Below are 26,683 nucleotides of genomic sequence, written 5' to 3'. Positions count from 1 at the left end.
CGCGAATCGACTGGATCGCTAGGACCGCGAACATTGAGCCGCGCATGTACACAAGTGGACGATGGCTTCGCGGCCTCTCATCGCTCGGTCACTGTGAGGTGGATTGGGTTGGAGGTCGGTGGGCGGTCGCCCCGCCGGCACTCGTCCGCCTTCCTTCCGCGGGCGGACTTGCTGTCATCGCGGGTGCTCGCCGCCCACGGATGATGCGTGCACTGGAGGATTTCTGCGGATGGCTTCCGACAGCTCGGCGAGAGCCGCCGGTAGGAGAGGTGCCACAACCCACGACCTTCTACATGCCTTACGCGCGGGAATCGGACTTGCAAGACGCCGGCGACGCCGCCGGCCTGAACGTTGCGGGCCAGTCTGCGGACCGCATCTCGCATGCCCTGCCTCTCGCTCGGCCGCGCGCGTTGACTGGTCCGCCGGTCTACGGCGCACGACTGAAGCGACTTGAGTCGATCCATCCGCGTGTTTGGCACGACGTTAGCGCCGCGAAGCCGAACCATCCGGACGGTCTTTATTCCGAACAGGTCAACGGCAGAGAGAGGTACATCACCCGACGAGACGGCGAATGGTTCGCGTGCGACCTGTCGAGCGGTACCTTCGCTGAGCTCGCCCGCCGGAACGAGCCCGCGCTGAGGTGGAGGCCGGACCCGGGACGTGAATCCGTGGACACGGGCACATTGTTTGTTGACTGGGGCGCGCCGATGCCTGCCCTTCACATTCGAGCGCTAGTCCTGTGCACGGGTCTCCCGCCCAGATTCGGGGTGAACGCCCCAACCGCTATCTACGAGAACGTGCCCCGCGAAGTCGCTGAGCGCGTATGCACGTCCCTTGGCCAATCGCTGGCCATCGACTGAAAGGCCAGCCTGCAATATGACCGTCCCCGCTCCGCGTCATCTCGACGCTGTCAAGACCTTCGAGCACCTGCGCAAGGCGTACTTCAACTACTACAACACCCCGTTCGGCCTCGCGGACCCCGCCCTTCAGGCCGAACGTCAGCTGCTCCTGGACCGTGACGGCGGCGTCTTCCGTGAACCCCTCCTCGAGCTGCGTCCCGAGTACGAGGGAACCGGGCTCACTCTCGAGGAGTCGGTAAGCGCTGCGGGAGCCGCACCCGAGCTTGCCGAGTTCGCCTCACGCGGACTGCTCAAGGGCGTGCCCGCTCTCCACGGCCATCAGGAGGCCGCGCTGACTGCGGGAGTGACGTCTGGCAAAAATATGGTCATCACCGCTGGCACTGGCTCGGGAAAGACTGAGTCCTTCATGCTACCCCTGCTTTCGTCCCTCCTCGAGGAGTCCCGTGATTGGAAGGGCTCATCGAGCCTCGGAGGGAGATGGTGGGACAGCAACAGCCCCTCTTTCGTCTCCCAGCGCCAGTCCGATGCGGGGCGGGCTGCCGTCCGCGCCATCGTGCTGTATCCGATGAACGCACTGGTAGATGACCAGCTCATCCGCCTCCGCCGCGCCCTCGACAGTGACGAGGTCCGCTCCTGGCTGAACGAGCACCGGAGCGGGCATCGGTTCTACTTCGGCAGGTATACCGGGGCAACCCCCGTCACAGGGTCGCGAACGAACCAGCTGAGAGTTAAGGAGCTCGCCAGGTACCTCAGCGCCACGGAAGCGCGCAGCAACCGTGCTCGCGAACTCGGGGCACAGCTCGGTGACGAGGACCTGCAGTACTTCGTGCCGCGGCTCGACGGCGCTGAGATGCGCTCGCGCTGGGACATGGCAGACGCCCCGCCGGACATCCTCATCACCAACTACTCGATGCTTAATGTGATGCTGCTCCGCGACCGGGATAAGCACTTCTTCGAATCCACTCGCAGATGGCTGGAGAATCCGGCGAACCGCTTCACCCTAGTCGTCGACGAGCTGCACACGTACCGCGGCACAGCTGGGAGCGAGGTCGCGTACCTGCTCCGGCATCTTAAGCGCCGCCTCGGACTCGACGAGCGCCCCGAGCAGTTCCGCGTACTGGCGGCGTCCGCCTCACTTGACGCGCAGCGGGACCAGGAGTATCTCCACCAGTTCTTCGATGCCCAGCCAGGTTCCTTCGCCTTCATCGAAGGAACGAACAAGGTGCCCTCGCTCGGCGACCCGGTCTCGGCGGAGGACCCCGCTGGACTCGCCGCGATGTCGGCGGGTGACGCCGCGGCCGTGGCGCGCGAGACCGGCGTGGTCGAATCGCTCCGGACTGCACTGCATGCTCGCAGTGGGGCGGCGAAGAAGGTCGGCGACCTCGCAACCGCCATCTTCCCGGACGCGGAAGACGAAATTGCGCGTGCGGCTGTCGCGCGGGTCCTCGAAGGCCTCGCCTCGGAGCCGCACGAGAGCGACCCGAAGCTTCGCGCGCACCTTTTCTTCCGGAACGTTGCGGGGATGTGGGCCTGCTCGGACCGTGCGTGCAGCGCAGTAGCGGACCGCTCGCCGGACCGCACCATCGGCAAGCTCCACGCCGAGCCGGCAACGCGATGTGAATGCGGGGCCCGCGTGCTCGAGCTCCTGTATTGCCAGAACTGCGGCGACGTATTCCTTGGTGGATTTGCCCCCGAAGGCGACCCCCAGCAATCGGGAGTGAAAACCATGCTCCTCGCCGACGTACCAGAGCTGGCGAAGCTCCCCGACCAGGTCAGCCTGCAGCGCACGGCTGACAACTACATTGTCTATTGGCCGCGGGACGTGAGGGACTTGGACGCGCTCGACTCGCGCTCGTGGACTCGAGACGGCCAAAAAGTTGAGTACTCCTTCCGGCCAAGCGCCCTCAACCCGGGGTCCGGCGAACTGCGGAACACCACGACTGGGTACACGGGCTGGAGCTTCCACGCGAAGGTCGCGCGAGACAATACAGGCAAGCTCAAGCGTGATATGGCGACGGTGAGCCCGTTCCCGACGCAATGCCCCGCCTGCGGCGACGACTGGGAGCAGCAGTATGCAGGACCCGAGCGCCTCAAGGCGACGGACCCGCGCACTCAGCGTTCTCCCATCCGAGCGATGCGCACTGGTTTTGAGAAGGTCAACCAGGTGCTCACGACGGAGCTCGCGAATGACTTGAGTGAACGGGAACGCAAGCTCATCGTCTTCACCGACAGTCGGCAGGACGCTGCGAAGCTTTCCGCCGGGCTCGGCCTCCGGCATTATCAGGACATTCTTCGCCAGCTGATGTACCTCCGCCTGAGGCAAGCGGGCGACCCGGCGGCGGACGTTGAGCTAGCCCGGGAATACCTCGCAGAGGGGAACAGGACGCCTGACAGGTGGGAGGCCATCGCACGACTACGCAAGCGTGACCCCGGCAGCTTCAATGCGCTGCGGGATATCTGGGAGGAGGCGCCCGGCACCGACCTTACAGCTGCGCCAGCCCTAATGGCTGACCTGTCGAAGGGCCTCACCCTCAGCGAGCTGTCGTCGCTGGTCTCGCTCGACTTGCTCGATCTGGGCATGAACCCCGGCGGACCTCATGCAAGCCTGCGTGAGCGCGGCGGCGACACCTGGTCGTCACTGTTCAACTGGAGCGTCACGCCCGTTGTCCCTCGCAGTGGGCTTTCCCCAACTGGGCAGTCGCTCATCGAGGACATCAGCGCCTCCCTCGAGAGCGAAATCCTCGAGGGCCTGTACGCCGGGGGCGGGCGTGACTTCGAGACGACCGGGCTGGGCTGGCTCACGCTCGCAGATGACACGGCCCCGGCCGACGCGCCTGGTACGTCGAGCACCGGGGAGGCGCGGGCAGCCCTGCGTATCCTCGCCGACCAGCGCCGCTTCAGCAAGATTCGCACGGCGCGAGGCGAGCCCACCTCCCGTCTCCGCAAGTTCTGGAAGAAGGTCGCGGACGAGATGGCGGGCGACCCGAATGCGCTGCGCCAGGACGCGCTGAATCGCGCAGGCGGAGCGGTCATCGACTACCTGATTGACCCGTCAAAGGTGTCCATCCGGCTAAGCGACGGACGGGCATGGACGTGTGAGAAGTGCCGTCGTCAGCATCTGACGACAGGAAATGGATACTGCACAAAGTGCGCGCGGAAACTCCCCGCCGAATTCACCCAGGTCGTCAACGAAACCGACTACTACGCCTGGAAGGCCATGAGCGAGGACGGCAGATTCCGCCTGAACACTGCGGAGCTCACCGGTCAGACTGACCGCGTCGATGCGCAGAACCGTCAGGCAAGATTTCAGGGCGTCTTCCTCGCGGGCGACGAGAACGAGAAGACCGACGCTGTCGATCTGCTCTCGGTCACGACCACGATGGAGGCTGGCGTCGACATCGGCTCGCTGTCTGCCGTCGTGCTGGGGAACATGCCGCCCACGAGGTTCAACTATCAGCAGCGTGTCGGACGCGCAGGACGACGAGGTTCGCCGGTCGCCGTCGCACTGACCATCTGCCGCGGCCGCAGCCACGACGAGTACTACTTCGAGCGACCCGACCGCATCACGAACGAGCCAACACCCAAGCCCTACCTCACGCTGAATCGTCCCGAGCTGTTCGACCGCTCCCTGCGCAGCGAGATTCTCCGACTAGCCTCCGCTGACTACCTGTCGGCGGCAGATGGGGATGACCTCTCGTCGAACGTACATGGTGAGTTCGGCAAGACCGGCGACTGGGCCGCGATGATCCGCCATCGACTTGAGCGGTGGATTGAGGACAACCGCGATGCCGTCGTCGCCCTCGCGACCGCTCTGAGCTCAAGCACCTCGTTCCACGCCTCGGCGGCGGAACGAGCAGATGCTGTGCTCGGCACACTGGTCGCCGACATCGCGGAGGCGGTAGCCACGGCGAAGCACGACGACCTCAGTCAGCTGCTTGCCGAAGCTGGCCTCCTGCCGATGTTCGGGTTCCCGACGTCGGTGCGTTACCTCTACCTCCGACGTCCGTCGTCGTCGAACCCGTGGCCGCCGGCGGATGTCATCGACCGCGACCTGAGCATGGCCGTTAGCGCTTTCGCCCCGCTCAGCGAAGTCGTCCGGGACGGCAGGGTCTATCCCGTCGTGGGCATCACCGAGTTCAAGCCCGCCGGCTCCGGCGCTCCGCAGCCTGTCTCGGACCCGCTGGGGAGCTCGACGGCGCTGTTCATCTGCCGGACCTGTTCCTACCTCGGTGACGAGCGCTCCGGTGACGACACGGATACTTGTCCTCGATGCGGAGCCGGGCCTGCCTACTTCAGTGGAGTCCCCCTGCGCGAGCCTCTCGGATTCCGGAGCGGATTCGACACGGACTTCGACGGCAACTTCTCTTGGTCGCCACGCGCAATGGCGGCACGGGCCATGGCGGACCCGAAGAAGCTCACCGAGTCCACTGTTGGCCGCGCGCAGGTACTCGCTGGACCCGCCGAGCGATACGTCATCAATGACAACAGCGGGCACCTGTTTCCACTCCGCGCCGCCGCTACCGGCGGGCCGAACTGGGGCGGGTACGTATCAGTGCAGGCCATCGAGCAGGGTTTGATCCCCGGCACCTTCGCGACAGGCGACGTCGAGCACGTCGCACTCGGGGCCGTGCAGCACACGGACTTCCTCTTCATCGGCTCCGTAGCTCCGACGGACTGGGACCGTGGAATCCGGCTGAACCTTGTTTCCGGCATCCACCAACCGAGCGGCGCGCCCGACGTAACCGAAGGGCGCCGAGCAGGCTGGTTCTCGCTTGCCTTCCTCCTGCGTACCGTCGCCGCGACCAACCTGGACATCCTGCCGCTCGAGCTGAACGCGGGCATCTACTCTGGCGTCACGGAAACGGGGGAACCGACTGTTCAGGCGTTCCTCGCAGACACACTTGAGAACGGTGCGGGGTTCAGCACGCATCTCGGGTCCGAGCAGTTTCTCCCGGAGTTTCTGAGCGCAATCACGGACTACCTCGGGGAGCTAGAGGAGGATGACCACCCCCACACCTGTAACTCATCGTGCTATCGGTGCCTGCGCGACTACGGGAACATGGCGTACCACGCTCTTCTCGACTGGCGGCTCGCCCGGGACCTCTTCGGGCTGCTGCGCGACGGCACCCTGGACATCGATCGCGAAGCCGAGTCGAAAGCGTTGAGCCGGTGGGCTGCGTCATTTGGTGCAACAATCCTCGACCTGCCTAGCGCGTCGGCTGCCGTCATCGATACACCTAAGTACGGCGCGTACGGCGTGGTGCTCCGGCATCCCTTTGAAGGGTCGGACTCGGACGTGATGTCCGAGCGACTCGCCGAGGCAGCAGCGGATGTCGAAGCCTCGACGGACTGCAACGGCGTAGTGTTCGTGGACTCTTTCACTATCGACCGCGACCCTCGGCGCGTGCTCAAACTCATCGCCGATGCGGCGCAGGCCATGACATGACGCACCTAGGGCAATGGTTGTCGGCGACGTCAGCCGGACAATTACTGCGGTGCCCAGCGTCCGCGGCATATGCATCGACCGCGAAGCCCATCCCACCTTCACAGCCTCAAAACGCCGGGACCCTTGCGCACCTCGCGATGAGCGCGTGGCTCGAAAGCGGTGCCTGGGTGGACGACGAGCACGGACAAGGACTGCAGCACGCGTGGGATCGCGAAGCAGGGCGGTGGAAGGTCGATGCGAAACGGCTGCCTGACTCAGTCATGACGCGCGCGAGGCTGCGTTCGCGAGGTCCCGAGCTCGCAGCGGTCCTCAAGAACGCCGGTGCGACTGCGCACTCGGAAGTCTTCCTACAAGACCGCGTCAGTATGTTGTACGGCCAACTCGACGTGGTCGTCGACAATCCGCGCGGTGGTGCGGTCGTAGACCTGAAGACCGGGAAGGATGCGAACAGCCAAGGCATACGGACGCAATTGCTGATCTACGCAGCCCTGTTCAAGCGGGAGTCAGGGCACCTTCCCAATTCTCTGATTGCGTTCAGCCTCCAGCACGGCCCGGTCCAAATTGAGTTCTCGCAGAGAGAAGTGGACGATGTGTTAGCGCATGTCGAGGTGGCACGCACGCAACGTGGACTGGCGGTGCCCGACTCCAAGGGCTGCAAGTACTGTCGGCGTCGACTCACTTGCGAACCGCACTGGAACGCCGCCAGAGCATGGGTCGACGCCGACTGCATCGAAGGCTCCATAAGCAAGGTGGAGGCGGCTGCGGGAGGGCTGACTGCTGTTCGGCTCAGCACGACGTCTGGTGAGCAATGGGTGACCGGCTTGACGCGACTGCGCCCTCAGGATTTGATCACGGGGCCAAAGCTTCGAGTCACCGAGGTGGCCGGACGGAGATCGGGTGCTGGGCGTGAGTGGCGCGCTAGCCGATCGACGCGGGCTTCGGTACTACCGGACGAAGGCTAGATGGGGCCGACGCGCGATGACCTCCAGACCCACACATCACATCAACTGGGCGACTCATCACAACAGCTTGAGTCCAACAGTTGCGACGCCAATCGCGACGACTGCTACCGGACGATCGATGAGCAGCAAGGGACCAGGATGCATGGTGTTGGGTTCTGCCACCCATGGTGCTGACAAGCAGAATAGGCCCGAGGAAGCCTCATGACCCGGATGATCCCCCCGCGCCCCCGCACGGGCGCCAACGTCTCCGAGAAGCGCATCTTCGACGCGTTCGCTGGCGCCCACGACGCGGACGGCTGGGTGGTGCTGCATAGCCTCGAGATTCGTCGGCACACGACCCACTTCGAGGGAGAAGCCGACTTCATCGTGCTGATCCCCGGCCGGGGGGTTGTCGTGATCGAGGCCAAGAGCCCCGAGTACGTCGAGTACAAGGACGGAGATTGGCGGCTCGACCGTGTTCCGAATCCCGGCAAGAGTCCGTTCGCGCAGCTTGATGGCAGCATCCGGAGCCTCCGTGGTTACCTGAAGAGCCGCGGCATACTCGCCGGGAGCGAGCCGATCGCGCGACTCGTCTGGTTCACATCCCTCGACCGGCATCAGTTCAACAATGCGACCCCAGGCGACATGCAGTTCTTCGAGTGGGAGCTGGCGTGGCGCTCTGATCTGCAGCATCCGGCGAAGACCATCACCCACCTGCTCAACGAGCACGACGCGTGGTATTCGCAGAATGACGGAGTGGAGCATGACCCGTCCGTGATGACGGCCGAGCACGTCGAAGAGGTCGCGGCTGCGCTGCTCGGAGATTTCGCCGGAGGACGGACTCTGGCCGACCGCAAGCTCGAGCGACTCGACGATGAGAGGCACCTGCTCAAAGAGCAGAACGCCGTGCTCGACATGGTCGAGCGCAATGACCACATCTACTTCGACGGCCCTGCTGGCACGGGCAAGAGCTACCTCATCGCCCGGCTGGCCAAGCGCTGGCGCGGTGGCCATCGCACGCTGGTGACTTGCTGGAACAGGTTGATGGCCGAAGAGCTCCGCGACATGCTGCGCACCCATTGCGACATCGTGGTGGACGATCTCAATTCGCTTATGCTGAGGCTTGCGGGGCTGGAGCAGAATCCGTCGGATGCCTCGCGCGAGTGGTACTGGGAAGAACTTCCTTCGCTTGCGCTCGCTGCGGTCGAGAAGAATCCGTCGATTGGTGCGTACGACGCGATCTGCGTCGATGAGGTCCAGGACATCGCGGGGTTCCCGAAGGTGCTCGATCTGCTGTTCGCATTGGCGACATCCGGCTCGGCGAAGGGAACAAAGCTCGCCTTCGCCGGAGATGCACGGCAGCAGATTCTGCGCCCTGCAGCCGCGCATGTGGATCCGTACGCGGTTGTGCGCGAGCGCGTGCCCGACCTCATGCACGTAGCGCTACGGCGCGGACTTCGTCAGGTCAGTGGTCTCACGAGCTCAGCTGAGCAGCTGCTCTCACGCCGCTTCGGATACCGCGGGCATCGGGTGACCTCGACGATCGATGGGCCCCTGGCGATCAAGCAGGTGCCCGCAACTGGTCCATCGCACGCGCTCGCCGAAGCGCTGCGCGAACTGCTCGAGCACCATCAGCCGCACGACATAGTGATTCTCAGTCCGTTCGGCGCGCGTCGTTCGCTGGTCGGTCAGCTGCTTGCGGCAGAGCATTTCTCGAAGGAAGAACGGTGGCTCCGTGAGCGGCTGCGCGTGACGGATGAGGTCGCGCCCGTGCCGGTCGGACGAGTGAATGCCACAGTGTCACCTGTCGTGGTTGAGCACCGGACACCGACTGCTCCGAAGGTGCCGCACGGGCGCGTGCGCTGGGGGTCGATTTTCAAGTACAAGGGGCTGGATGCCGAGGCCGTGATCCTCACCGATATCGGCGATGACGGCTTGGCCTTCGTGAGTAGTGAGGGGCTCGACTGGTTCGACCTACTCTACGTGGGGCTGACTCGGGCGCGGTACCGGTGCGTGGTTGTGCCCAACTGACCGGCCATTCAACGCGCAAGCGTGAGAAGCGCGCCGTGCGCTTCTTTGCTCTCTGGCTGCTATCTCCGGGCTGTGGCGAACCGCGCTATTCTGCGAGAGAAGCGCGGCGGCATTATGAGGCCTCTCGCATTTAAAGGGAGGAGACGCTCATGGGAGAGCGTTCGATCTGGGGTACGTGGAAGCCTTACGCAGTCATCGGCGTTCTATTCGTCGCCGGATTCTGGTGGTGGAATTCGCAGGCGCCATTCGCACCACAGAAGGATGGGGCCTACGACTGCTTAGGCGTTTACGTCAATGATTCAGGCAAGTACGAAATCCTGATCGACGACGCAGGAAGCCAGCTGCGCGCAACAGCGAGGGTTGAAGGCGGAGAGCTCAGGGCGCTCACTGGTGACACGTCGCTGAGTTCTGGGCAGCTCACATCGCTGACGATGCGCACCAAAGGGACGACGCACTTTCACGTGACCGACGATCCGGCGATCAAGATGTACAACGCGGTCGCCTGCGACTACTCGGACTGAGGCTGCGGCATGTCCGAGTCGTGGAGTTGGAAACCAATCGTCGTCATTGGGCTCATAGTCGGTGGTGTGTGGTGGTGGAACGCCCAGTCCGGCTCCGAACCGCGCAACGTCGTCAGCCAAGGAGCGGATTGCAGCCAGGTGCTCTCTGCGGCACTGAATCAGGTTCGGAGCGGCCGGACGTCGGGGACTATCAACGAGAAGATGGATCTGCTCAATGGCAACTGTGACGCTGAATACGACGCGATAACTGGTTACCTTCAGGCCAGAGGATCGATCGAGCAATTCGGGAGGGAGCCTTGTGCGACCTGGGAACAGCGCGTCGGCGCGGCAGCGGCTGATCTGCTGCGCGCGGATGGGCTTTGCGCAACGGGATCCGTACCGACCGATGCAGATCTGCCTGACTACGCGATCGTGTGGAGTTCGGCCCGCAACCACATCGGCGAGGTTCGGCAGGTCTGCGGGCCTCTGGCGAGCATCCGGGGGTCTGATGATGACGTCTTTCTGAACGTCGGTCGGGACTACCCTGATTCGTCGCGTTTCACCATCGTTCTGTGGGATGTAGGCGGCGTTGAGCGGTTGCCTGCAGGTACTGAAGTATGCGCGACCGGTGCAATAAGCCAGTACCAGGGGACCGCGCAGATCGAGCTGCGCGATGTGAGCGCGGTCAAGGTGCGAGCACACTAGCCTCGTAACACTGGAGGGGTGCCGAGTGGAATTCGACGCCCCTCCAGAGCTCACTGGGTGCGGATGATCTGTTCGATCGCCTGCAGGGGGCTGAAGCCTTCATCAAGCAGTGGCGGGAAGCACGCCCAGAATTCAATCGATCCGAGCGCCGGAATCTCGCGCGGACTCATAGTCGTCGGCTTCGTCTGACGCGCAGTCCACGCCAGGTGTGCGGTTCCCAGCATCCGGTAGTCGCTCGGTGAGAACCCGACTGCTGCCGCCCGCCGTGCGAACTCGATCCACGCCGTCGGCACCGCATCGATGCCGCCCATGCGGCTGATGCTGCCGCGATGACTCGGTGAGAACTCGTTCATCGCCGCGTGCCATTCACGCTTCGCGGATTCGAGATCTGCCCACCCTGTCTTCTCGACCGAGGGGAAAGGCGTGGGAACCGTGCGCCAGCGACCGACTGCGCGACGCTGAAGCTGCGCTCCGGGGGTGGTGCGCACGCGCTCGAGCGCGTCCGTAATCGGAATCGGGCCCGAGCGGCGCGAGTCCCCTTCCGGTCGCGGCTCGTCGACCGCGTACTCCCACCGATCGGCCTTCGTCGGTTTCTCTGCGAGGATGTCGCGCCATTCCCGCGCGAACTCGTCGACGTCGGCATCCGCGCGCACGATCGCTCCGGACGTGAGGCGTCGCGGCTGGCCGAGTCCATCCACGATGAGGGAAGACGGCCGAACGCTGCCGAACCCGGCATCGATGAAGATCGGATGCTCGTCGGCCGGCCATCGTTCGGACTCCGGCGCGACGCGTGAAGTACCCGCGATGATTGCTTCGGGAGTTCCGGGAAGCTCGACGACCATGCCCGTGGAGAGATCGTGGACCCCGGTCTCGATTCTCGTGGACGGCGTGGAGTCTGTAGTGCCAGCCGGCTCCGGTCCCTCTGTGACTGAGCCGTCCTTCCACTCCACGCGCCATGACTGCTCGCTGTCGAACTGCACACGGACGACGTCACCGTGACAGGTGCTCGGCCCGCCCGGCCGCGGAACTCGGACTCGAGCCGCATTCAGCACACGGATGAGTTCGTTCCACGTCCAGCCCTGGTAGTTCTCCTCCACGAACTTCGAGGTGATCCCACGGCTGATCGGAATCACGAAGTCGTGGTGGAGAAGCCTGTCGATCTCGAGGCTTGTTCGGTCTTCACGGTAGTTGTGAGCATCCATCGCTCTATCCCCTCAGCAGGAGGGCGACGCCATCGCCGAGCGAAGCGGCATCAACCCATCGACTTGTCCGCACGCGGTCGCGCCGGACCGGTTCTTCCCCTGGGGCACCCCGCTCGATGGAGGAGGGTTGCCGTGCAGCCGGCCAGGTACCGATGGCTGCAACTCTTGAACCTGAGAGGGACTCTAGCAGGAGGCGAGGACACGGGGTCGTGACGGAGACGATTCCGCATCCCGATGCCGGTGTTCGAGGCAGTCAGCCCACGATTCGCCCAACCGCTTCGCGCAGGAATCGCTGCGGCGCGCCACGCCGCGCCCGGTACATGTCGGCGGCAACCCTGGCACAATCTTGACTCGCCCCGGTGCGTCCAAGGACCGGATTCCTCAAGGCGGGTCAATGTCGACGGGGAGCCTGGCGACTCGAGCTTCTGGAAGGTGAACGACCAGACGTCGTTGAAGCAGGCCCGTTCGGTGCAGGTGTACGCGCGCACGCTCGTCCCGGTCGGCTGCGAGAGCGGGATGTTCAGCCGCGCCGCCTCGACGTGCCTACGCGGATCGGACATGCCGAGACATGCCTCGCCAAGATCAGGATGGGTGCGAGGTCAGTAAGTCATTGCTCCGGGTCTTCAAGCTGCGACGTCGCCACCTCGCGAGGTGTATCGGTGCGCTGCAGACGGTTCGCGATTCTGCCGGCGAACCGACCGGTCGACATCCGGGCGTTCTCCAGTGCGTCGCTGCCGAAACGACCGACCGCCTGCAGCCCTTCACGACCGGCGTCGACGGCGCCATCACGCGCCTCCGCTGCGGCGGTGGTCCACCGCCTCGCCTCGATCGCCTGCCGGTCGTCCGCGAGGCCGAGAGTGGTTTGCAATTCGTGGACCCCGGATGCGATCTCGTTGCTGGCGAGGACGACGACTCGCGCTGAGATTGGATTCATCAGCACCTTGGCGTTGGCGCGGCTCGCGGCCAGATCCATCCGCATGACGAGTTGCGACGTCGTCTCGGCGATGAGTTCCCGCCGTCGCGCGCGCGCCGTCTGCAAGCCGATGCGGTGCTCGTCCAGTTCGTTCGGCGCCGCGCCGAGTACGCGATCGAGTTCGAGCACACCCAGGCCTTCTTGCAGCTGAAAGGATCGAGCCAGCACAGCGAGCCACTCCACGACTGTCGCCGGCGCAGCCTTTGCCAGGTCAGCAAGCTCACCGATGTTCTTCTCCTTCTCCAGCTTCTCAGCCAGAGCGTCCAGCTGGCGTATCGCGTACGCCTGGGTGCGCGCGATTGTCGCCGCAGAACCCTGCACCTTCGACCATGTGACCTCAGATACGCGGCCCACCTGGCCGCGCACCGCCATGGCTTCGTCGAGGAGCAACTCGATGCCGATCATGTCGGCCAGCACGGCGTCCTTCTGAGCACGGAGGATGTCGTCGATCTTTGCGTCGATCTGCGCGAGATAGTCCGTGATCTCGTCCATGGTCTGTTGCATCGCATATTGGGCCATCAAGCCCCCCACGCCGGCGAGAACCGCAGGATTCGTCAGCAGCGCGCCCGCCTTGCCGATGCCGCCGGCATCGCCAACGAACTGCAGGTTCTTCGCGAATCGGCCGTTCGATGCCCGCAAGGTCGCGTGGTCGAGGCCGGTCAGCGAGTTCTTCACCTTCGGCAGTCGCTGAGCTGCGCGGAATGACTCCTCAGTCAACTTCATCCAGCGTCCCGATTGCGCGGAAACGGTTGAGGCGGCCTGCAGTGCGGCACCAGCACTCGATGCGGCGTCTGTCAACCGCCCTAAATCGAGCTGACGGGAGGGCAACTGCGCAGATGTGACGAAATGGTCGACCGCGGCGGCATCGCCGAAGATCACCAGACCTTCGCCATCGTGCATCACCGTGAGGTCATCGGTGGCTTCGTGTTCGAAGTTCGAGAGGTCATCGGACATGGTGTCAGCTTTCGTCAGGGGTTGTCGCGCCGGTCAGGGGTGAAGGTGAATGTCAGCGTGACCGACGGGTCGACTGCTTTGACGATGCGCGTATAGAAGGTCTCCGCCTGCTTCTCGAGCAGTGGCTGGGCGCCCTCAAGGTGCTCGGTGACGGCTTGGTCGGAGAGGGCCTTCTCGACGACCTTCCCCTGGTCGATCTGCGGCGTCGTCCAGCTGAACGCGCCGTTCTTCTCATTCGCCACACTGAGTTTGGGATTGTCGAATCCGAGGTAGATGAACTCCGGGATGTCGACGCGGTAGGAATCGTCGCCGGTGCGCGTGATCTTGACGTCCTTGCCCTCAATGCCGAACTTCGCGTCGTATTCGTATCGGACCAGCAACGAGCGCTCCGAGCCCGGCAGCGTGAACAGCTTGAGGTCGCCGATGCCGAGCTGCAGGCCTTCACCGCGCTCTTCCCTGACGTCGGTCACGCCGGTCGTGACGAGGATGACCTGCTCCTCACCCTTGATCGAGCGGATCACCTGCGTCGATCGGGTCTCACTCGCGCCCAGCGTCTTTCCCACGGTCAGACCGACAGCGGCCGCCACTACGACGAGGAGGAGGACGACGACGAAGAGCAGAAGCTTCGCCCGGAGCGGCGCCCTGCGGCGACGATCAGGGGTCGATGCGGAGGGAGCGGGCGCGGAGGTCATGACTTCAATATTCCAGAAGCACGCGACGCCGTGCCGTCACGACGCGATTTCGCCTCCGGCCCCGGCGCCCGCAGATCGATAGTCGGCAGCTCATCAGCATCCGCCCCGCGCCGCGCGAGCATATCGACCAAATCCTCTTGCCGCGGCTGGCCGAGCGTCAGCCGGTACAGAGCGAGGGCCGACCGCAGCCGCTCGTAGCGCTCGCTATCGCGGCTGAGCGGATACCAGCTCACCACCCGATGGATCCTCGCCGACCCGGGGTACATCCACCACGGGGCGAACTCGCCCAGGTCGGTCGCCGTTGCCTCGGCGGCGGCGAATGCCGCGCGCCAGGCGCGCACATCCGTCGACTGCAGCACGTCGTGCCAGTGCGTCTCGGCGACGTTCTTCCGCACAGCGTGACCGGCGAACCGGTTCACTCGTCCCTCGCGCTGCTCGAAGTCGACCGGGTTCGACGGTAGGTTCCAATGCACGACCGAGTGGCTCCACCAGTGGAAGTCGATCCCCTCCTGCCCGACACTCGTCGACGCGAGCACGAACGGAGCGAACGGACTGTTGAACGCCGCGCGCACCTCACCCTGACGGATGCCCACCTGCTCGTTTGCGGTCGTCTCCTGCTTGCCGCCGTATCGCACCGCGAATCGGGCGTTCAGCGAGATCTCCCGACGTTCCGGGGAGTTGTCGCGCGCGATGTAGCGCGCGGGCCGCAGCGACATCGCATCCGCAGCTTGCTGGGCGACCTCCAACAGCTTCTCCTCGTCGAGGGCATCCTTTCCCCTCTCGCTGAGAAGCTGGAAAAGATACTCGTCGAGGACGGCGCGCAGGTTGCCGTCGGCACAATAGCTCAGCACGTGCTGCCAATACGGGCGGCTGTCGCGGTAGAGCGTCTCGAGCAGGGCGATCGACTCGGTGCGGTTGAACAGCGTGCGCAGACCCTCCGCCATGACCAGCGCCGCACGCCAGAGCGCGGGCTCACCGGCATCCGGCGCCGCGACCGAGCGCAATGCACGCAGCGCGACGTTGCCCGGTGCGAACGCCGCCAACCGCGCGACGTCCGCGTGGTGCACCGGGTCGGCCGGCTGCAGCGCGAGCATCACGTGCTCGCGAAAGCCCGCCGACAACTCCTCCTCGTCGCGCACCATCACCGTGCTCAACTCGTCGACGGTCACGCCCTCAGGCGCCGAGCCGGGTGCGGAGAAGTACGCCTGCCAGGCCTGCTCGGCGGCATCCCCGCGGTCGCCCTCCCCGCCGTCGGCATCCACCGCGAAGGCGTCGAGGACGTCGACGGCCGTCGCGGCACCCGCTGATCGGCGCGCGACGGCCAGCTCATCGTCGACACCGGCCAGCGCGGAATGCGGCCAGAACAGCGCAAGCGTCGACATCGCAGCTGGGCGCCCCTCCTGCAGGCGGTACTGCAGACGCGCGACCACGGCCTTGCGCCCTTCCGGCGTGTTCCGACGTAGCAGATCGCGATCTCCCGCCGCACGCCGCTCGGCCTCATGGCTGAGCAGCGACGCGACCGCCGTCGGAGCGGCGGTCCACGCCGAGAAAAGCACTTGCTTCGTCACTGAACCGTCAGAGAGCGGTGCGAAGATCGGCCCGGGTGCCGTGTACGGCATCGTCGGCGGCATCCAGAGCAGCTTCCACCACCCGGCCTCCACCGTCTCGGCCGCGAGGGCGCGCAGATTGCCGTTGCCGTAGTCGACGCGCTCGAAGCTCTCGAGCGCGTCGACGGGCAGCGACTGCGTGCGCGAGAGCTTCTGTGCGGTCTCGTGATCGTCCGCATCGAGGCGCTGACGCAACCGCGCGGCCGGCTTGTACCCGTCCATGAAGCTGGCGAAGTACGGCACCGACTTCCAGTACTCCACGTCGATTGGCGCTCCGACTGTGTCGCCGAGATCCCTCAACGCCGACCAGGCTGTGAGGTCGTCGACCGACGGGTGCCGGGTGCCTAGCGGCCGCACCCGCACGAGGTCCTCGCGCTCGCCGATCGGCGGGCGCTCGCAGCGACTCATCAGCGGCAGCAGCAGCTCGCGGATGCGGCGGGCCGTGTTGCGCGCATCCTCACCGAGCGACAGGGCGCGCCTGTGGCGCGAGAACGCCTCGGTGATGCCCCGCATGACGGTCGCATCTCCGCTGGCGAGGAAGCGCACCGTCGCGAGGAAGTCCTCCTGATGGTCCTCGCCGGGCTCGGAGGCGTTCGTGAACGGCTTGTACGGCGTCGCCGACAGCAGCAGCACCCGGGCATCGGCGTCGTCGAAGAGCGCGTGGGCGAGCTCGGCCGCGTCGCCCGATGTGGGGTCGAGCAGCTGACGGAAGCGCTGGAATTCATCAAGGATGATCAGGTCGGGTTGCAGCGTGCTGACGCCCGCCTGAGCAAGCGCCTGCCGCAAATCGGCGGTGAGCTGCTGCACCTCGGCATCCTGCTCTCGGGGGATCTCGCGACGTCCGCGCAACGACTCGCGCAGGGTTAGGAAGCGTTCGAGAAGTCCGGTGCGCTCGATCCGTTTCCGGAACGCATCGACGATGACCGGATCGGCGGGACCCTTCAGCTCGGACCGCAGGCGCTCGATGGTGTGCGTGAAGCTGTTTCGTGTTCGCACCCTTCCCTGCAGCATCATGCGGGTCACCCGTCGATCCGACGACCAATGGTTTACCAGCTCGTCGAGGATGACGGTGAGCATCGCGCGTTCCGGCGCCGACCCGATGCGCCAGCCACCTTCGCTGAACGACGTCCCCGGGGTGAAGGAGACGAGGTTCACCTTCTTGTCCGATCCGGTCGTCGGTTCGTTGAGGCGCCTGCTCTCCTTCGCCAGCATGGTCAGCCGGGTCGTCATGCCGATGTGCTCGTTGTCCGTGACGTTCAGGCGACGCAGGTTCTGGGCGGCGAGGTCGATGTTGCTGCAGATGTAGACGATGTCGATCCGGTCGATGTGGTCGACGGTCTCGAGATGCTCGATCGTGCGGGCGATGAGTCCCCGCGCCACGATGCTCTTTCCGAGGCCGGTCTCATCCGCGACGAGGAAGCGGCGCGAGCGGTCGTCGCGCTCGCCGCGGCCGTCGGTTTCGCCGTACAGGCGATCGAAGACGTGATCCACCGTGTCGCGCTGGAACTGCTTCAGACCGGCCATGACCCGCGCCGCATCCACCTCGGCCATCAGCGCCTCCTCGTTACTGCGTCGTGCGCCGACCAGACGTTGGCCCAGAGCTCCTCGAACTCGGGCGGAAGCAGCTGATCAGTCTCTTCGTGCCGGCGGATGAAGTCAATGATCCGCCGGGCTTCGACCAGGCCGTCGCCGTCGGCGCCGATCGAGCGGACGAGCGCTTCGAACAGACCGCTGACTGGGCCGTCCGACCCCGCACCGAACGCGCCACCGCTGCCGACACCGCCGAAGACGGCGTCACCGCCGAGATCGAGCAGTAATGCCAGGAGCCGCAGGAAGGTCGCTTGGTCGGTGAGCTGCCGCGCGACGATCGCGTCTTTGCGATCGGGCACATCGTCGAGCAGCTCGGCGAGCACCACGGTGCGCCGCTCGTTTCCCGCCGCATCACGAGCCACGAGCACGAGGAAGGGCGTGATGTCGGTGAGCGGGATGCCGGTGAGCGGCGTCGCCTGTGCCTCAGTCAGCGACAGCAACGGCTGCCCGAGGTCGGTGCGTGTCAGCAGATGCCACCGCAACGACACTTCCGCCTCGGAGAGTCGTGTGAGCGTGTCTTCGGCATCCGCCGCCCACACCGTGAGCGACCATGGGTCGGCGAATGCCACCCGCGCGGTGAACCGCACCTGCGCGAGACCTCGCACGAGCGCTTCGAGGCGGCGTTGTGCGGCCTCATCGGCGAGTTCGCTGGCACCCCAGTCGGGGGCGTATTCGGCCGTGAGGTCACCGAGGGCGGCGAGCGTCGCGTCGACGCCGAGCCGCGGGGTGGCGCCGGTCATGCGGACCATCACCTCGACGTTGTGCGATAACGCGGCCCCCGTCGCATTCGCCGAACCGATGAGCACCTGCGCGCCAGCGGCCCGGTCGGTGACGATGACCTTCGCATGCAGGCCCGTGAGTCGGTCAGCGCCCGTGCCGCTCGCCGCGTCGTCATCGCTGTCGTCAGGGATCACGGCTGCGTCGTCGAGCACGTAAGTGCGCAGGCGGTCGTCGTCACACTCGGCCGGCAGGCGGTCGAGTGTCGCGGCGCGCGAGATGAGATGGGTCGGCCCGCGCACGCCGCGGCGCAAGGTCTGCAGGGCGTCTTCCGAGACGAACGGCGAGATGATCAGACTTCGGATGCCGGAGACGTCGGGCTGCACCGAATCTGGCATCCCGAAGACGTGGAAATCGACGCTGCGCACATCGCTCGGATGCTCCCAGGTCACGTTTTGGAGGCGTGCCGCGAGGCGTTCGATGCGCGTGCGACGCTCGTCGGGAAGAGGGACCACGCTCAGCCTGGGAAGGGTGCGCAGCAGCGACACGAGCGGAGCATTCGTCGGCTCGGCGTCTTCGCCTGCGGCGCCGTCGAGGCGGACGAGGGTGTCCCAGCTGCGATCCTCGGTGAGGTTCCGGCTCGCGCAAAGGAAGCGGTACGAGAGACGGTCGCCGGACCGGTACTCGAGGAACCACACCTTCGGATGGAACAGACCTCGGCGAACAGCCACCGGATGGATCATCGGTTCGAGCAGGGCGACGAGGTCCGATGGCTTGCCCATGCCGACCTCGCCGGCCTGCGCGAAGACGTCGACACGATCAGCGCTGCGGCGCACGGCGTCGAGAACGCCGAGTCGATCGTCCGCGCTGCTGAGCCGACGGGAGGCGAAAGACAGCGGGATGCTGAGCGCCGTGAGCAGATCGAGGGTGAACGTTGTGCCCACCGCGTGCGAGAGCTGGTACCCGACGGGCGGGGTGAGCTGCTCGGTAAGCGCGGCGCGGCCCTGCGGTTCAAGCATGATGCGTCTCCTGCTCGCGGCTCAGTCCGTCGTGGATGTCGCGGGCCAGGCGGTGCACGTTCGGCCAGCGGAAGGTGAGGGCACGGGCGGCCGACGCGCCGCCCCAGGTCTGCAGTCGGCGGAGGTTGTGCAGTCGTGCCTGCGCACCCTTCGTCTGCCGCTCTCGCCGATGGATGATCGCGCGTGCGCTCGGGTCGTCCACGGACAGTCCATCGCGGGCGGAACGGACGGTCTCGGTCCACTCACGCGTGAACTGCGTTGTGCGGGGGTGCGGTGGGCGCCCTCGGATCGCACTGACCCGGGCGAGGAGCGCGTCGACATCCCAGTCGGCCAGACCGGCGGCCCCGCCCACGGTCTGCGCCCACCGCGCGAACCGATCCCGATACGCCTCGGCGCTCGGCGGGAGCCGGTCGAAGCCCGCCGACTCGTACTGCTCGGCCAGCATCGTGTTGTAGAGCAGTTGCGCACCGTGGATCACGGCGGAGAAGCGGCGGGCGTGATCCAACAGATCCTTCGCGTCGCCGCTCGCCGCGAGCGCTGCTGAGTCCGTCCACGGTGCATCGCTGCCGGCATCCGGTGCGTGCACCATCAGGTGCGCGAGAAGAGTGCCGGGCACGGCGTCGAGAATGCGATCACGCAACCAGCCCGCCTCATCAGCTGTGAGCGCGAAGCCTCCGTGCACCGCGGCTGGGAACCCGGCCGGTGGCGCGGGGATCGTCGGCGACCACGCCCGCGCAGAGGCCTCGGATGGGCCATCGAGCAGATCAGCCGGTAGGGGAGTTCCGTCGAACGCGAGGGCACCGCTGGGGGCCATGTCGGGATCGACAAGGATCTCGAAGCGACGCAGCATCGACCAATAGATCGACGAGGGAAGGGTCTTCAGCCCGACTCCGGCCTGCAACCCGAGCAGACCGCTGTGATCGTCGCTGTCGCGAAGGGCGCCGATGAGCTTGCGCTGCAGGCGATCCGCCTCGGCCTCCGGGCTATGGTGGCGGGCGGCGATCATGTAGGTCCACGGGACGAACAGGGCGTAACGGGCGCGGGTGTGCAGGGTCGACGTGCCGGGAAAGAGGCCGTCGCTGAGCGCGTCGCGGATCTGCCCGAGCCCCAGTTCGTCGCGGCTCTCGCGGTCCGAGAAGAGGCGGATGATCTCGCGCATCCGCCGCTGTTCCTCGCTGGACGCGTCCAGCCATGCGATGAGCGACGTCATGAGCTGTCCCGGTCCCTCCCATGCATTCCGTTGTGTGGATGCGACGATGCGCACACCCTGCCACTCTGGCACAGCGGGGAATCGGCGGAGCTCGGACGATGTCAGCCCTCGCCGATAGCATCCGAGTCATGGTCTCGTACGCTGCTCTCACCGAACGCTCCGCCGTCGACGCCGCGCTCGCCGAATTCGACCGGCTCGGGCGTGATGCGTTTCTGCACAAGTACGGGTTCGGCCCCGCGACGGAGTACTTCCTCATCGCCGAGGGCGGCTTTTACGACTCGAAGGCGATCTTCGGGGTCGCGTACGGCAACCAGCATGGAACGGCATTGACGTCGGAGGAGTTCAACGGCGGCAAGAACGGCGCCGCTGGCCGGCTCAGTCAGCTCGGGTACACCATCGATGGGCTCGAATCCCGCGGGGGTCGGCTGTCGTACGACACCTTCGAGGCCGCACTCAACGAGTTCCGACTTCCGGTGGAAAACATCCCGATGGCACGCGAGTTCGTCATGCGCCGCGATTTCGTGGAGTTCTACATCCCACGGTCGCGCAGTTACATCGCGATGATCCCTCGTGGCGGGTCGCGGCCCACCGGCTGGATCCACGTCGGCTACATCAGCGAGCGCCACGACGACGGTCACGTCACGCACTTCGCCTTGCCCTACAACAAGATCCGCGACGGTGGCGGGTCACGCTCGCGACAGCGGGAGGAGAGCGAGCAGTCCCGATGCGACACACCTGGGTGCGGGATGCAGCTGCCCGCCAGTGGGATCTGCGAGTACTGCTGAAAGTCACATCAGCATCAGTGCAAAGTTCGTGACTGACAGAGCGCATACCTGAGGAGCGCCGTCGGGATGTCCCCCTCGTGGGGGATCCCCACCGCCCGGTCCCGCGTACAGTCGCGGTCATGGATATCGCATCGATGATCATGGGCGGTGCGATCGCGTCGGTCATGTGGATCGCCTTCTACCCCTGGGCGAAGCTCCGCCGGCTCCGAGACCTGGAGTCCGAGGCCGACGGTACGGCATCGTAAGAGCATGAGCTTTGACGTCCCCGCCTTCACCGCCGCGCAGGTGCGGGCTGCGGAGGCGCCGCTGCTCGCCGCCGGTGTGCCGCTCATGCGCCGGGCGGCCACTGCGCTCGCCGAGGTGATCGCCGAGCACCAACCCGAGCGGATGCTGGTGCTGGCAGGTCCCGGTGACAACGGCGGCGACGCGCTGTTTGCCGCTGCCGACGTCGCCGCACGCGGGGTTCCGGTCGACATCCTGCGAATCTCCGATCGCGTTCACGAAGAGGCGCTGCAGGTGGCGACGGATGCCGGCGCGCGCAGCATCCGTCTCGCCGATCTCGACCCTTCTGTCTACGACGTCATCGTCGACGGCATCCTGGGCATCGGCGCGCGCGGCGCCCTGCGCGGGCAAGCCCGCGACGCGGTGACCGCGCTGCTGTCGGCATCCGCCGTCGTCATCGCCGTCGACCTGCCCAGCGGACTCGACGCCGACACCGGCGCGGCCGACCAGGTCGTGCTCGCCGCGACGACGACGGTGACGTTCGGTGCGGTCAAGGCCGGTCTCACCCGTGGCGAAGGCCCGCGGCTGCGCGGGCGCATCGTGCTGGTTGACATCGGGCTGAGGCTCGACCCGAACGACGCGGTGGGCCAGGCCACCGTGGCTGAGAGGCGGGCCGGTTAGCCGAGGGTCCCACTGACCCGATGGCGCGCGCCCGCCCCGAACTAGGCTCGAGGTCGTGTTCGGTTCATCTGTCGAGGTGCATGTCGATCGTGAGAGTGTCGCTGCGGGCGACGATGTCGTTTCGCATGCTGCGGTGGTGCGCGTGCGGCGGGGCATGCGTCTCAGCGCCGTCATCGAGCAGGTGTCGCCGGATGTGCGAGCGCCCGGATGGTCGTGGGTCGTGAAGGTCGACGGGGCGACCGCCGCGGTGTGGTCGGTCGATCACGGCGTGCAGCTGCTCATCGACGACCGGCGGGTGACGCAGAAGTCGGTGACGATCCTCTTCCGCTACTTCCTGCAGATCGACCCGGCTTGGCTGTTCGCCCGCCTGGCGCAGGGCGCCCGTCCGAACCGCGAGGCGCTTCGCGCCGAGTATCAGGCGCGCTGACCACTTCTTCACCGGGCCAGTCTCTGCACGGTGGCTGGTTCTGAGATGCCGAAAGTGCGGCGGATCTGCTCGGCTCGTTCGCGCGGCGTGCGGGGCTCGTCCGGCGGTGAAAGGACGGGTCGTGGTCACCGCACTCGGGAAGCAGCTGATGGCTGATCCCGTCAAGGCATGGGGCGATGGGTAGTGGGGCGCGACGTGGGTGGCTCGAATATCTATCGAAGATAGATTCGAGAAAAGGTTGACGTGAGTATCGAACACACGTACTATTGATGCATGTCGAAGCTCACGCCGTTGATCGAAGCGATGTCGTCGCTCGATCGATCGTGGGGCGAGGCGGAAGATGCCACGGATCTGACCCGTGAGCAGTTGATCGCCATCGACAGCGCTATTGGAATGGTGAAGCGTCGATTGGATGCCGTGCACGCCGACGTCGCCGCGGGGATCTCTCGCGAGTCGCGTCCTGAGCTTGGAGCCGGCAGCCTGGCCAAGCAGCAGGGGTACCGCACGCCGGCGAAACTCATCGCGGCGACCACCGGCGTCTCGATGGGGGATGCGATTCGACTCATCAAGGTTGGGGAGGCGACGGCTCCGCGGTCGGATCTGCTCGGTGATCGGCTTCCCGCGCGCTATCCGCTGGTGCGGGAAGCCCTGTCTGACGGTGCAGTCAGTTCGCAGGTGGCCGGGCTCATCATCAGCCTGCTCGATCGGTGCCGTATCGCTGCAGGGCCTGAGCGGACGAGCGAGGGCGAGCGGATCCTCACCGAGGCCGCGGTCGGGCTGTCTTTGGACGACGTGCGCAAGCTGATCGTCCGTGCCGAGGCATGGCTGGACCCGGACGGAGTGGAGCCGCGCGCGGAAGAGCAACGCGCCAAGCGGTCACTGACGATGTTCGAGCGTGACGGGATGGTTCACCTGAACGCGCTGCTCGACCCCGAGAGTGCCGCCCCGGTGATCACCGCGATCCGCGGATACGTCACCGCCGCATTCGCGGCCCGACAGGATGCACCGGATCCCGAGGCGCCGGATGCCGATCGCCGTACCGTCCCGACGCTGCAGGCCGACGCTCTGAGCCTGTTCGGATCACACATGCTCGGCTGCACCGCGCAGACGCCCGCGCTCGCAGGGGCGACGGTGGTGGTGCGGATGACTCTGCAGGACCTCCAGGCGGGCACCGGTTCGGCGACGATCGACGGGATCGATCAGCCGATCAGCATCAGCGCCGCTCGCCGGATGGCCGCCGACGGCGGGATCATCCCGTGCGTTCTCGGCGGAGACAGTGAAGTGCTCGACTGGGGGCGTAGGCGACGACTGTTCACCCCGGTCCAGCGTCTCGCTCTCGCCGAACGCGACGGCGGATGCGCCATGTGCGGGCTGCCGCCCGGCATGGCCAAGGCGCATCACATTCGATGGTGGCAACGCGACGCCGGACTGACCGACCTGGCGAATGGAGTCTTGCTCTGCGAGACCTGTCATCATCGCATCCACGACAACGGATGGGACATCCGCATCGACCCACCCGGACACGGCAACACTGTCTGGTTCGTGCCACCACCACACGTCGACCCTGCCCGCGCGCCGCGCCGGGGTGGCCGAGCACGATTCGACATCGCAGCCTGATCCTGCGCGTCGGTGATCGTCCGCGCGGTCACGGCGCATCCGCTACCTGTGGTGCCTGCCGCATGTGGGGCTAGGGTACTTCGGCACGCTCAGCGCGTCAGCAGGGGCCAGGCGTTGCAGCGCGACGGCGCGCCGGCGCGGGCGGTGGCGTTCGTGCAGGCGTGAGTTCTTCCCTACTCGAACCCGCCGCTCAAGCGCCCGTGAAACACCCCGCTCGCGTCGTTCATCCCCACGATCTCCACCGACTTCCCGTACGCGGCGTACTTCGTCTCGATGGCATCCAGCGCCGCGACGGTCGAGGCGTCCCACACGTGCGATCCCGACAGGTCGATGACGACCCGGTCGGGATCGGAGGAGTACGAGAACAGCGTCGTCAGGTCGTTGCTCGAGGCGAAGAACAGCTCGCCCTCCACGACATACCGGGCGACCCCGTCAGACACCGAACGCGTCACGGTGACCAGGTGCGCCACTCGCCGCACGAACAGCACCGACGCGACCAGCACGCCGCCGACCACCCCGACGGCGAGGTTGTGGGTCAGCAGCACGAGCACGACGGTCGAGACCATCACGAAGGTCTCGCTCTTGGGCATCCGCTTCAGAGTCGACGGGCGCACGCTGTGCCAGTCGAAGGCGCCGATCGCCACCATGATCATCACCGCGACCAGCGCCGCCATCGGGATCGTCGCGACGAAGTCGCCGAAGACGACGACGAGCAGGAACAGGAAGACGCCGGCGCAGAACGTCGAGATGCGGGTGCGCGCCCCCGACTCCTTCACGTTGATCATCGTCTGGCCGATCACGGCGCATCCGCCCATGCCACCGAACGCGCCCGACAGCATGTTCGCCACTCCCTGCGCCCACGCTTCGCGGCCCTTGCGCGAGTGGGTGTCGGTGATCTCGTCGACGAGCTTCGCGGTGAGCAGCGACTCCATCAGCCCGACCAGCGCGACGGCGAGTGCGAACGGTGCGATGATCGTGAACGTCTCCCAGGTCAGCGGCACATTCGGGATGAACAGCGACGGCAGGCTGCGTGGCAGCTCGCCCTGATCGCCCACGGTCGGCACCGCGATCGCGAAGGCGAGCACGACGCCCGTGACGATGACCACCGAGACCAGCGGCGCGGGGATCACCCTGGTGATGCGCGGCATCACGATCATCACCGCGATGCCCAGCGCGACCAGCGGATACACCAGCCACGGCACGTCGATCAGCTGCGGGAACTGCGAGCTGAACACGAAGATCGCCAGCGAGTTCACGAACCCGACCATCACGCTGCGCGGGATGAACCGCATCAGCTTCGCCACCCCCAGCACTCCGAGGATCACCTGGAACACCCCGGCGAGGATCACCGTGGCGATGAAGTAGTCGATGCCGTACGTCGGTGCCACCGGCGCGATCACCAGCGCCACGGCGCCCGTCGCCGCGGTCACCATCGCGGGCCGACCGCCGAGGAACGCGATCGACACCGCCATGATGAACGACGAGAACAGCCCCATCTTCGGGTCGACCCCCGCGATCACCGAGAACGCGATCGCCTCGGGGATCAGCGCCAGACCGACGACGAGACCGGCGAGCACCTCGCGGGTCAGCATCCGCGGGCTCTTCAGCGCGGTCAGCACCGACGGGTTCGGCCGGTAGCGGGCGGGGTCATCGACGGATGCGGTGGACATGCGGCTCCTGAGCGCGCCTCGCAGGGATGAGGCAGACGTTCCAGAGTAGAGCGGATGCCACGGATGCTGCTCGTGCTCCGCGCTCCCGGGTCACGCCGGCGGCGTCTTCGGCAGATACTCCGCGACGATCCATCGGCTGATCGCCTCGACGACGTACTCGCGCTCGCCGTCGGTGAGCGCGTGCCCCTTGGGGATGCCATGCCAGCGCGACAGGCAGGTGCGGCAGCAGGTGGCGGTGGCGTGCTGCGCGACGAAGACCGGGTGCCCGCGGTACGGCGTCTGCTTGCCGTCGTTGCGCGGCTCGGCCGGCGCGAGCCGCTGATCGACGATCTCGCGGGCGTGTCGGCGGATGGTCTCGATGCCGCGCAGATCGACGATCGCCCTGTCACGCCCGCGCAGATGGAACCGCGCCCGGAACGGATGCTGCCCGATCCGGCGCAGCCGGTCATCCAGGTCGTCGCTCATCTCAGCCATTGTGACGGGCGGCGCCGACATCGGCGCCGATGGCAGAGGCGATTGTCAATCCCGCTCGGGGTGTCGGTGACGCGGCGTACGCTCGCCGCATGTCTGACATCAATGATTCCGAAGAGACCCTCGGCGCCGAAGACCCGCAGAACCCCGCGGCGAAAGATCCGTCCGACTGGGTCACGGGCGATGAGCCGATGACCGCGCCCCAGCGGAGCTACCTCGACACCCTCGCTCGCGAGGCCGGCGAGGAGCTGCCCGGTGACCTCAACAAGGCCCAGGCATCCGAGCAGATCGAGCGTCTGCAGCAGAAGTCGGGCCGCGGCACGTCGTGACGCCGCCGGCGCACCATCGGTGCGCCGGCGACGC

At 66.2% G+C, this 26,683-nt stretch carries 19 protein-coding genes and 1 riboswitch; of the genes, 11 read left to right on the top strand and 8 right to left on the bottom strand.

The window, feature by feature from the left end:
* Nucleotides 1-876 precede the first annotated feature (876 nt).
* From PGB26_RS03100 to PGB26_RS03080, 5 genes are all read left to right on the top strand, one after another.
* Nucleotides 877-6,306 carry a DEAD/DEAH box helicase gene (locus PGB26_RS03100; RefSeq protein WP_271638838.1) on the top strand — a complete coding sequence of 1,810 codons (5,430 nt, stop codon included), beginning with the start codon at nt 877-879 and terminating at the stop codon, nt 6,304-6,306.
* Nucleotides 6,303-7,268 carry a PD-(D/E)XK nuclease family protein gene (locus tag PGB26_RS03095; RefSeq protein WP_271638837.1) on the top strand — a complete coding sequence of 322 codons (966 nt, stop codon included), beginning with the start codon at nt 6,303-6,305 and terminating at the stop codon, nt 7,266-7,268. The genes PGB26_RS03100 and PGB26_RS03095 overlap by 4 nt, the downstream gene beginning before the upstream one ends.
* Nucleotides 7,269-7,469: 201 nt before the next feature.
* On the top strand, nt 7,470-9,278 hold the full coding sequence (locus PGB26_RS03090) for a nuclease-related domain-containing DEAD/DEAH box helicase (RefSeq protein ID WP_333909433.1): 1,809 nt from the start codon (nt 7,470-7,472) through the stop codon (nt 9,276-9,278).
* 149 nt (nt 9,279-9,427) lie between these two features.
* A complete protein-coding gene (locus PGB26_RS03085; protein ID WP_271638836.1) occupies nt 9,428-9,799 on the top strand; it encodes a hypothetical protein in 372 nt (123 codons plus the stop codon).
* A 9-nt stretch (nt 9,800-9,808) separates the two neighbouring features.
* Nucleotides 9,809-10,483 carry a hypothetical protein gene (locus PGB26_RS03080; RefSeq protein ID WP_271638835.1) on the top strand — a complete coding sequence of 225 codons (675 nt, stop codon included), beginning with the start codon at nt 9,809-9,811 and terminating at the stop codon, nt 10,481-10,483.
* 50 nt (nt 10,484-10,533) lie between these two features.
* Here the strand turns inward: PGB26_RS03080 and PGB26_RS03075 are convergent, their stop codons facing one another.
* The 6 genes from PGB26_RS03075 to PGB26_RS03050 all read right to left on the bottom strand — a co-directional run bounded on the left by PGB26_RS03075 (nt 10,534) and on the right by PGB26_RS03050 (nt 20,447).
* A complete protein-coding gene (locus PGB26_RS03075; protein WP_271638834.1) occupies nt 10,534-11,685 on the bottom strand; it encodes a hypothetical protein in 1,152 nt (383 codons plus the stop codon).
* Nucleotides 11,686-11,739: 54 nt separating this feature from the next.
* Nucleotides 11,740-11,856, bottom strand: a riboswitch (SAM riboswitch).
* A gap of 436 nt (nt 11,857-12,292) precedes the next feature.
* Nucleotides 12,293-13,612: a hypothetical protein gene (locus PGB26_RS03070; protein ID WP_271638833.1), complete on the bottom strand. Its 1,320-nt coding sequence runs from the start codon at nt 13,610-13,612 to the stop codon at nt 12,293-12,295.
* 14 nt (nt 13,613-13,626) lie between these two features.
* Complete coding sequence (locus PGB26_RS03065; RefSeq protein WP_271638832.1) at nt 13,627-14,304, bottom strand: hypothetical protein; 678 nt, start codon at nt 14,302-14,304, stop codon at nt 13,627-13,629.
* Complete coding sequence (locus tag PGB26_RS03060) at nt 14,301-17,462, bottom strand: helicase-related protein (protein ID WP_271638831.1); 3,162 nt, start codon at nt 17,460-17,462, stop codon at nt 14,301-14,303. The genes PGB26_RS03065 and PGB26_RS03060 overlap by 4 nt, the downstream gene beginning before the upstream one ends.
* A complete protein-coding gene (locus PGB26_RS03055) occupies nt 17,462-19,237 on the bottom strand; it encodes a phospholipase D family protein (protein ID WP_271638830.1) in 1,776 nt (591 codons plus the stop codon). The genes PGB26_RS03060 and PGB26_RS03055 overlap by 1 nt, the downstream gene beginning before the upstream one ends.
* Nucleotides 19,230-20,447, bottom strand: coding sequence for a DUF6361 family protein (locus tag PGB26_RS03050; RefSeq protein ID WP_271638829.1), 1,218 nt, complete (start codon nt 20,445-20,447; stop codon nt 19,230-19,232). The genes PGB26_RS03055 and PGB26_RS03050 overlap by 8 nt, the downstream gene beginning before the upstream one ends.
* 128 nt (nt 20,448-20,575) lie before the next feature.
* On the opposite strand from PGB26_RS03050, the gene PGB26_RS03045 reads away from it, so the two are divergent.
* From PGB26_RS03045 to PGB26_RS03025, 5 genes are all read left to right on the top strand, one after another.
* Nucleotides 20,576-21,232, top strand: a complete 657-nt coding sequence (locus PGB26_RS03045; protein WP_271638828.1) for a hypothetical protein — start codon at nt 20,576-20,578, stop codon at nt 21,230-21,232.
* A 119-nt stretch (nt 21,233-21,351) separates the two neighbouring features.
* Nucleotides 21,352-21,477, top strand: a complete 126-nt coding sequence (locus PGB26_RS03040) for a hypothetical protein (RefSeq protein ID WP_271638827.1) — start codon at nt 21,352-21,354, stop codon at nt 21,475-21,477.
* Between the two features lie 4 nt (nt 21,478-21,481).
* A complete protein-coding gene (locus PGB26_RS03035; protein WP_271638826.1) occupies nt 21,482-22,135 on the top strand; it encodes an NAD(P)H-hydrate epimerase in 654 nt (217 codons plus the stop codon).
* Nucleotides 22,136-22,190: 55 nt separating this feature from the next.
* Entirely contained in the window at nt 22,191-22,562 is a 372-nt protein-coding gene (locus PGB26_RS03030) for a hypothetical protein (protein ID WP_271638825.1), read from the top strand.
* A gap of 273 nt (nt 22,563-22,835) precedes the next feature.
* Complete coding sequence (locus PGB26_RS03025) at nt 22,836-24,179, top strand: HNH endonuclease (RefSeq protein ID WP_271638824.1); 1,344 nt, start codon at nt 22,836-22,838, stop codon at nt 24,177-24,179.
* A 173-nt stretch (nt 24,180-24,352) separates the two neighbouring features.
* Here the strand turns inward: PGB26_RS03025 and PGB26_RS03020 are convergent, their stop codons facing one another.
* Together PGB26_RS03020 and PGB26_RS03015 are read right to left on the bottom strand one after the other, a co-directional pair.
* Nucleotides 24,353-25,849, bottom strand: a complete 1,497-nt coding sequence (locus tag PGB26_RS03020) for a SulP family inorganic anion transporter (RefSeq protein WP_271638823.1) — start codon at nt 25,847-25,849, stop codon at nt 24,353-24,355.
* A gap of 90 nt (nt 25,850-25,939) precedes the next feature.
* Nucleotides 25,940-26,314, bottom strand: a complete 375-nt coding sequence (locus PGB26_RS03015; RefSeq protein WP_271638822.1) for a DUF4186 domain-containing protein — start codon at nt 26,312-26,314, stop codon at nt 25,940-25,942.
* Between the two features lie 98 nt (nt 26,315-26,412).
* Between PGB26_RS03015 and PGB26_RS03010 the strand changes: the two genes are divergently transcribed.
* A complete protein-coding gene (locus tag PGB26_RS03010; RefSeq protein WP_271638821.1) occupies nt 26,413-26,649 on the top strand; it encodes a DUF3072 domain-containing protein in 237 nt (78 codons plus the stop codon).
* Nucleotides 26,650-26,683 lie beyond the last annotated feature (34 nt).

It is taken from the genome of Microbacterium sp. nov. GSS16, assembly GCF_028198145.1.
GTDB lineage: Bacteria > Actinomycetota > Actinomycetes > Actinomycetales > Microbacteriaceae > Microbacterium.
The sequence above is the reverse complement of the archived record's forward strand: the minus strand, read 5'-3'. Positions and strand labels throughout refer to the sequence as shown.

Excerpts from the sequence above, each read along its gene's own strand:
- PGB26_RS03100 (WP_271638838.1), top strand. The coding sequence starts at position 877 with ATGACCGTCCCCGCTCCGCGTCATCTCGACGCTGTCAAGACCTTCGAG.
- PGB26_RS03095 (WP_271638837.1), top strand. The coding sequence starts at position 6,303 with ATGACGCACCTAGGGCAATGGTTGTCGGCGACGTCAGCCGGACAATTA.
- PGB26_RS03090 (WP_333909433.1), top strand. The coding sequence starts at position 7,470 with ATGACCCGGATGATCCCCCCGCGCCCCCGCACGGGCGCCAACGTCTCC.
- PGB26_RS03085 (WP_271638836.1), top strand. The coding sequence starts at position 9,428 with ATGGGAGAGCGTTCGATCTGGGGTACGTGGAAGCCTTACGCAGTCATC.
- PGB26_RS03080 (WP_271638835.1), top strand. The coding sequence starts at position 9,809 with ATGTCCGAGTCGTGGAGTTGGAAACCAATCGTCGTCATTGGGCTCATA.
- PGB26_RS03075 (WP_271638834.1), bottom strand. The coding sequence starts at position 11,685 with ATGGATGCTCACAACTACCGTGAAGACCGAACAAGCCTCGAGATCGAC.
- PGB26_RS03070 (WP_271638833.1), bottom strand. The coding sequence starts at position 13,612 with ATGTCCGATGACCTCTCGAACTTCGAACACGAAGCCACCGATGACCTC.
- PGB26_RS03065 (WP_271638832.1), bottom strand. The coding sequence starts at position 14,304 with ATGACCTCCGCGCCCGCTCCCTCCGCATCGACCCCTGATCGTCGCCGC.
- PGB26_RS03060 (WP_271638831.1), bottom strand. The coding sequence starts at position 17,462 with ATGGCCGAGGTGGATGCGGCGCGGGTCATGGCCGGTCTGAAGCAGTTC.
- PGB26_RS03055 (WP_271638830.1), bottom strand. The coding sequence starts at position 19,237 with ATGCTTGAACCGCAGGGCCGCGCCGCGCTTACCGAGCAGCTCACCCCG.
- PGB26_RS03050 (WP_271638829.1), bottom strand. The coding sequence starts at position 20,447 with ATGACGTCGCTCATCGCATGGCTGGACGCGTCCAGCGAGGAACAGCGG.
- PGB26_RS03045 (WP_271638828.1), top strand. The coding sequence starts at position 20,576 with ATGGTCTCGTACGCTGCTCTCACCGAACGCTCCGCCGTCGACGCCGCG.
- PGB26_RS03040 (WP_271638827.1), top strand. The coding sequence starts at position 21,352 with ATGGATATCGCATCGATGATCATGGGCGGTGCGATCGCGTCGGTCATG.
- PGB26_RS03035 (WP_271638826.1), top strand. The coding sequence starts at position 21,482 with ATGAGCTTTGACGTCCCCGCCTTCACCGCCGCGCAGGTGCGGGCTGCG.
- PGB26_RS03025 (WP_271638824.1), top strand. The coding sequence starts at position 22,836 with ATGTCGAAGCTCACGCCGTTGATCGAAGCGATGTCGTCGCTCGATCGA.
- PGB26_RS03020 (WP_271638823.1), bottom strand. The coding sequence starts at position 25,849 with ATGTCCACCGCATCCGTCGATGACCCCGCCCGCTACCGGCCGAACCCG.
- PGB26_RS03015 (WP_271638822.1), bottom strand. The coding sequence starts at position 26,314 with ATGAGCGACGACCTGGATGACCGGCTGCGCCGGATCGGGCAGCATCCG.
- PGB26_RS03010 (WP_271638821.1), top strand. The coding sequence starts at position 26,413 with ATGTCTGACATCAATGATTCCGAAGAGACCCTCGGCGCCGAAGACCCG.